The organism is Brevibacterium picturae, from assembly GCF_030453725.1.
Lineage (GTDB): Bacteria > Actinomycetota > Actinomycetes > Actinomycetales > Brevibacteriaceae > Brevibacterium > Brevibacterium sandarakinum_A.
Genome location: NZ_JAKDJU010000165.1, coordinates 1 through 6,643 on the forward strand (window position 1 = coordinate 1; position 6,643 = coordinate 6,643).

Annotated in this window: 6 protein-coding genes; 5 read left to right on the forward strand and 1 reads right to left on the reverse strand. The window is 64.4% G+C overall.

All coding sequences use genetic code 11. The features are described 5' to 3' along the window. Positions 1 to 155: 155 nt before the first annotated feature. The 4 genes from L0G76_RS13055 (at position 156) to L0G76_RS13070 (ending at position 2,928) form a co-directional block, all read left to right on the forward strand. Positions 156 to 782, forward strand: coding sequence for a superoxide dismutase (locus L0G76_RS13055; protein ID WP_092107348.1), 627 nt, complete (start codon positions 156 to 158; stop codon positions 780 to 782). 250 nt (positions 783 to 1,032) lie between these two features. After that, the gene (locus tag L0G76_RS13060) at positions 1,033 to 1,680 is read left to right on the forward strand and encodes a GNAT family N-acetyltransferase (protein WP_304357612.1); all 648 of its coding nucleotides are present in this window, start codon (positions 1,033 to 1,035) and stop codon (positions 1,678 to 1,680) included. Positions 1,681 to 1,720: 40 nt separating this feature from the next. Then, a complete protein-coding gene (dapB, locus tag L0G76_RS13065) occupies positions 1,721 to 2,470 on the forward strand; it encodes a 4-hydroxy-tetrahydrodipicolinate reductase (protein ID WP_304357613.1) in 750 nt (249 codons plus the stop codon). Next, positions 2,470 to 2,928, forward strand: a complete 459-nt coding sequence (locus L0G76_RS13070) for a hypothetical protein (protein WP_304357614.1) — start codon at positions 2,470 to 2,472, stop codon at positions 2,926 to 2,928. Before dapB ends, L0G76_RS13070 begins: the two co-directional genes overlap by 1 nt. On the opposite strand, the gene L0G76_RS13075 is transcribed toward L0G76_RS13070, so the two are convergent. Beyond that, positions 2,925 to 4,238, reverse strand: coding sequence for a heparan-alpha-glucosaminide N-acetyltransferase domain-containing protein (locus tag L0G76_RS13075; RefSeq protein WP_304357615.1), 1,314 nt, complete (start codon positions 4,236 to 4,238; stop codon positions 2,925 to 2,927). The genes L0G76_RS13070 and L0G76_RS13075 overlap by 4 nt on opposite strands. A gap of 391 nt (positions 4,239 to 4,629) precedes the next feature. On the opposite strand from L0G76_RS13075, the gene L0G76_RS13080 reads away from it, so the two are divergent. Continuing rightward, positions 4,630 to 6,630, forward strand: coding sequence for an oxidoreductase (locus tag L0G76_RS13080; RefSeq protein WP_304357616.1), 2,001 nt, complete (start codon positions 4,630 to 4,632; stop codon positions 6,628 to 6,630). Positions 6,631 to 6,643: the final 13 nt, after the last annotated feature.

Here is a 6,643-nt window from a genome sequence, read left to right on the forward strand (position 1 = left end):
CTCATTTCTGCGTTGACACGATATTCTCCGAGGTCACATGGCGTCATCTGGAATAGACCCCGCGAATACCGTGTTGTCGAAGATGAGACCCTGTTATAGGGTCGAAATGAAGCCACCGATTCTGGTGGACATCAATTCTCTTCAGGAGGAATTTCATGGCTGAGCAGTACGTCCTTCCGGAACTGCCCTACGACTACTCCGCACTTGAGCCGCACATCTCGGCTCGCATCATGGAGCTGCACCACGACAAGCACCATGCAACCTACGTCAAGGGTGCCAACACCGCTGTTGAACAGCTGGCAGAAGCCCGCGAAAGCGGAAACCTCGCCAACGTGCCGAAGCTGACCCGCGATCTCGCGTTCAACCTCGGCGGTCACGTCAACCACTCGATCTTCTGGAACAACATGTCTCCAGACGGTGGCGACAAGCCCGTCGGCGAACTCGCAGCTGCCATCGATGACCAGTTCGGCTCCTTCGACAAGTTCCGTGAGCACTTCACCACGGCAGCCACGACGATCCAGGGCTCCGGATGGGCCGTGCTCGTCTACGATCAGCTCGGTGGAAATCTCTTCATCGAACAGCTCAAGGACCAGCAGTCGGACATCCAGCTCGGCGGAACCCCGGTTCTCCAGCTCGATATGTGGGAGCACGCCTTCTACCTCGACTACCAGAACGTCAAGCCTGACTACGTCAAGGCCTGGTGGAACATCGTGAACTGGGCAGATGCAGGCGCACGCTTCGACCGCGCCGTGGCTCAGACCAAGGGCCTCCTGCTCGGCTGATAGCCGCACAGACCCCACAGCGGCGGCTCCGACCCATTGCGGCGGGGCCGCCGTTCTGTGTCTCTCAGGGCATTGCCCGGGGGCCGGTAGCGCGGTGTGATGGGCTGGCCCGGAAACCGCGCGCGTCCTTGCGCAGACCACGCTGGCAACCTTCCGGTCGTTGGGCCACCCGGCTAAAGGTTGCCCAATGCCCGGAAGGTATCCAGGTAATCGGGAGACTCCTGAGTGACCGGCCCGATACGCTGGGCACGTGAGCGATTTCCTCAGACGGTGGCACCGCGATGATGCAGACGCACTGGCCGGCATCTATGTCCGAGCCGATTCGGACCTCCTCAACAACATCCCTGACGATCAATCGCTCGCCGGTGCGCAGGCGTGGCTGGATGAGATCTGGACCGCAGAAGAAGACGGATCCGCCGTTGCCTTCGCCATCGTGCAGGAGGACTCGAACTCTGACACCGATCGAACTGCCGGTCGATACATGAGCGAAGAGGCAGCCAGGGTGTCGACTCCCGTCGGCAACGTCATGGCGACAGCCATCGATCGGCGGCATTCGACCGCCTGGATCTCCTATTGGCTCGATTCGAACGCCCGTGGTCAGGGGCTGGCCGCAGCCGGTCTGCGCAGCATCGTCGATCACCTCCACGAAGCGCTGGCAGTCTATCGCCTCGAGCTGGGGTACCGCGTGAACAATCCGGCATCGGCTGCGGTCGCCAAGAGTGCCGGATTCATCGTCGAAGGACGGCAACGTGAACGGCTGAGCTACGACGGAGTCCGTTACGACACAGAAGAATGTGCTCGACTGGTCGGGGATCCACGGCCTCAGCGGCGCAGATTGCCGATCCTTGCGTCCGAGACCACCTCGCCTGATGACGGTGGCGGCAGCGAGAGTCGTTAGACTGGCTTGCGGAGATCGTCGAGCAAGGAGTTACGGACTTATGAATGCGATTCGAGTAGCCGTCATCGGAGCACAGGGCCGCATGGGTGCCCAAGCTGTCGACGCCATCACCGAGGCCGAGGGCCTCGAACTCGTCGCGACTTTGGGCAGCAGCGACTCCCTCGAGACTGTGCTTGAGAAGAACGTCGACGTCGCGGTCGAACTCACGGTTCCCGCCTCGACGGAGGCGAATGTGCGCTTCCTCGTCGAGAACGACATCGACACCGTCGTGGGCACCACCGGCTGGGACGCGGACAAACTCTCCAGCCTCGAAGACCTGCTCAGCAAGCATACGGACACGGCCGTGCTCATCGCCCCGAACTTCTCGATCGGCGCGGTCCTGGCGATGCGCTTCGCAGAGCTGGCAGCACCGTACTTCGACTCCGCCGAGGTGGTCGAGATCCACCATCCCCGCAAGCTCGACGCACCGTCGGGAACGGCCAACCACACCGCGCAGCGCATCGCCGCAGCTCGGAAGGATGCAGGACTGCCTGCGGTTCCCGACGCGACGGAGATGGATCCCAACGGTGCCCGCGGTGCCGTCGTCGACGGAATCCACGTCCACGCCATCCGTCAGCAGGGCATGACGGCCTCGGAGGAGATCCATTTCGGCTCCAGCGGTGAAGCCCTGACGATCCGCACGGACTCACACTCCACCTCGGCGTTCATGCCGGGAATCGTCACCGCTGTGCGCTCGATCTCCGGGTACACCGGTCTGCTGCACGGTCTCGAGAATATGCTCGACCTCTGATGTCCAAGGGCAAAATCGGGGCGATCGTCGTCTCAGTGGTGCTCGTCTTCTACTTCGTCCTCATGGGGCATCGAGCATGGATACTGGTCAGGGAACCCGATCTGGTTCCCCGACTGATGGGCATCGCACTCTTCGTCCTGCCCCTCGTCGGGGCCTGGACGCTGATCGTCGAGCTCATGTTCGGTGCACGGACGGAGAAGCTGGCACGCATCCTGAAGTCCGAGGGCGGTCTGCCTGTCGATGATCTGCCGCGAACCCCAGGTGGGAGAATCATCCGCGAATCCGCCGACGAAGCCTTCGGGCAGTACCAGTCCGAGGCCGAAGCTGCGCCCGAGGACTGGCGGTCATGGTTCCGTCTCTCCTGTGCCTACGATGCGTGCGGAGATCGCAAGCGCGCCAGGTCGACGATGCGCAAGTCGGTCAATATGTATCGGGCGGGCGCGACACAGAATTCCTAACCGGCTCGGTCTCCGTTCCCGGATTCCGCTCCCGGTCCGGCCTCCGGCCCGGACTCTGCAGCCGCCTGCCCCGACCTCGCGTCCGGCACGGGTGATGCCGACCGGATGATCGCGGCGATTCCTCCTTCGAGTGGGCCGTGCGCACCGATCGCCAGCTTCCAGATCAGCGCGGATGCAATGAACACGAGAGCGTGCAGGCCGAACTCGACGGTCTGCGGCGACATCGCCTCACCGCCGAGCATCGGGTTGGCCTCGACCCAGGGGCGGGTGATCTCGAGCAGCACGACGTGAGTGGAGTAGACGCTCAAGGGCATCGACCCTGGTGCCGTCAGCGGCGCCAGCACCCACGTGCGTCGCCCCAGCAGCACCGCCAGGGACTGACACACGACGATGGTCAACAGCGCGGTCCCGGCCGTGGAGAGCAAGTCGAAGGGCGTGCCCGAATGTGGGCCCGCGATCGCCAGCCACCACCACGACGTCGTCGGCGTCACCCCGTAGCTGCCGGTGAACAGCGCCGCATTGAGATCGGTCCCATACAGTTCAGAGACACGGACCAGAGCGGAACCGCCGCCGGCGACGTTGATGAGCAGCCAGGAGACTCCCTTGCCGACGAGGAACAGTCCGAGACCGCCGGCGAAGAGGGACATGAGGTGCTTGCCGATGTCGATCTTCGCGACAGCCATCCCCAACAGGATGTAGGACAGCCACTGCAGAATCGGGTAGTAGCCGGTGAGCACCAGGTCGTGGAGCATGGTCAGCGGAGTCGCCAGATCGAACCACGACATCGCCGAGTACATCGGCTCCAGCCCGAACTGACTGCGGACGACCATCGACAGCACAGGGCTGAGAACCATCCACACGATCGCGATGATGAAGAGGGACCTGGCTCGCAGGCGCAGGAACAGCATCGCAATGGCGAACATGACCCCATAGTTGACGAGGATGACGGCCAGCAGCGTCGACACCGAGCCCAGGCACAGCCCGATGAAGATGATCGCTCCCGCGCGGATGAGCACACTGGGCACGGCATCGCGCAGACGTCCGGAGGCGGCCATCCGGGACCGGGTCGAGAGCACCAGCGAACAGCCGGCGAGGACCGCGAACAGCGCCGAGGCGCGCCCCGCAAACACCGCTGCCCACGTCGGCAGCCCGGCCGGGTCGGAGAGTGCGAAGATGTGCGTGACCATCATCGCGAACAGGGCGATACCGCGTGCGGCATCGAGCCCGATGAGCCGGCCGGCCGGACTCAGACGTTTCAGAACCGACTGACCGGACGCGGTCGCCGAGGTGGGGGAGCGGTGAGTGCTCATGCATCGATTCTTACATGCCCGGACCGAAGCTGGGGGTTCGGCCGGTTGTCGACCCTCCCGGTCCGGGTGGGGAGATCATGGTGATCTGAGACCACGCGATCTGGATGCGGCGGAACCACGGCGACGCCTCCGAGCAGCCAACCTCCGATGACGACGAGACGGAGGGCTCCTCACCGATGGACTCCATCGCGTCACCTCATCTGTGCAAGCCGTGGTCGCGGCGATCGAAAAGGGACTTCTGGGCAGATCCTCAGCGATCGCGATGCAGGGGGACAATCACAGTTGGGGCGTCAGAGAGTCCCGATGCGAGCGCTCACAGCTCTTGTCCGAGTTATCAATACCGTGATATGAATAATGCGTCAGCACTCACCCGCATGCATCAAGGACGATCATGTCTTCACTGTTCCCGCATCTCTTCGAACCCATCACACTGGGCCGGCGGACCATCCGCAACCGCATCGTGTCCTCGGGCCATGACACCGTTCTCGACGATCACGGGATGATCGGCGATGACCTCGTGGCCTACCATGAAGCGCGAGCCCAGGGCGGCTGCGGACTCATCGTCCTCCAGGTCTCCGGCGTCCACGAGACCGCCCGCTATACGAATCACGTGCTCATGGCCACCGAGGACTCCTCGATGCCCGGCTATCGCGCCGTCGCCGAGGCGGTCCACCGTCATGGGACCACCATCTTCGCCCAGCTCTTCCACCCCGGCCGTGAGGTCATGGACGGCGAGCGCGGGATGGCACCGCGGGCCGTGGCACCCAGCGACGAACCGCAGGAGCGCTTCAAGGTCGTCCCCGAGGCGCTGAGCACCGCCGTGATCAAGGAGATCATCGCCGGATATGCGACTGCGTCCAAGCGCATCGCCGACAGCGGCATCGACGGGGTCGAGATCGTGGCCAGCCACGGCTACCTGCCGATTCAGTTCTTCAATCCGAGGGTGAACACGCGCACCGACGAATACGGCGGCAGCCCGGCCAACCGGCGGCGCTTCCTCACCGAGGTCGTCGCCGGGGTCCGGGCGGCCGTCGGCCCCGATGTCGTGGTGGGACTGCGGATCTCGGGGGAGGAGAAGACGGAGGACGGGCTCGTCGCGACCGAGGTCCTCGACCTCATCGAACACCTCAATGCGATGACGACAGGCAGCGGGGCCGGTGACGAAGACGTGGACTGCCTCGACTACTTCTCGATCACGGCCGGGGACTCCTCGACCCTGCAGGGCGCGGTCCACATCGTCCCCTCGATGCAGATCGACCCGGCCTATGCCGCGAGCCTGTCCGAACAAGTCAAGAAGATCACCGACAAACCGGTGATGGTCGCCGGACGGATCAATCAGCCCCACGAGGCGGAGAAAGCCATCGCCGAAGGGCGTACAGACATGGCGATCATGACCCGGGCGATGATCAGCGATCCCGCGATGGCCCGGAAGGCACAGCGCGATGACGTGGATGAGATCCGTGCCTGCATCGGCTGCAACCAGGCCTGCATCGGACACTTCCAGATGGGTGTGCCCATCTCCTGCATCCAATACCCCGAATCGGGCAGGGAACTGACGTTCCTGCCGCGGCCGAGGGTGAGGACCCGACGTCGTGTGCTCGTCATCGGGGGAGGCCCCGCCGGACTCAAGGCCGCAGCCGTGGCAGCAGAACAGGGAGATGACGTCGTTCTCTGCGAACGGGAGCCCCACCTCGGCGGGGCGGTGCTGTTGGCTCAGGAGCTGCCCTACAGGGCCGAATTCGGGGGAGCCGCGACGAATCTGAGCGCCGAGGCACGACGAGCCGGTGTCGATATTCGGACGTCGACCACGGTGACTCAGGAGGTCCTCGACGGACTGGCGCCCGATCACGTCATCGTCGCGACCGGTGCCGTCCAGCGCATGCCGCTGCTCGAGGTCGACGACGAGGCCGTTGTCGTCGGGGCGCGTGACTATCTGAGCACTCAGCCAGGACTTCCCGCCGGCCGGGTGCTCGTCACAGACTGGAAGGGCGACTGGATCGGGCTGGGCATCGCCCTGCGCCTGGCCGAGGCCAGGGTGCCGGTGACCTTGGCGACCGCGGCGAACTTCGCCGGAGCCGCAATCCAGCAGTACACGCGCACTCTGCTCATGTCCCAGGCCCTGCGAGCAGGAGTCGACTTCGTCAACGATGCCCGCCTGGTCGGGGTCGATGCCGACACCGGGTACCTGCAGTCGACACTGTGCGAGATCGTCCACGAAGTCGACGGCGTGGCAGCCACAATCGTCTCCGCTGCCCCACGGTCCGTGGCCCCCGACCTCGACTTCCGGTCCGCCAGCGTTCGCACCATCGGCGATGCCGTGGCACCGCGGACCGTGGAGGAAGCGGTCTTCGAAGGACTCGAGGCAGCGAGCAGTTTGGCCGCAGTCTCGTGAGCATCGTGACGGA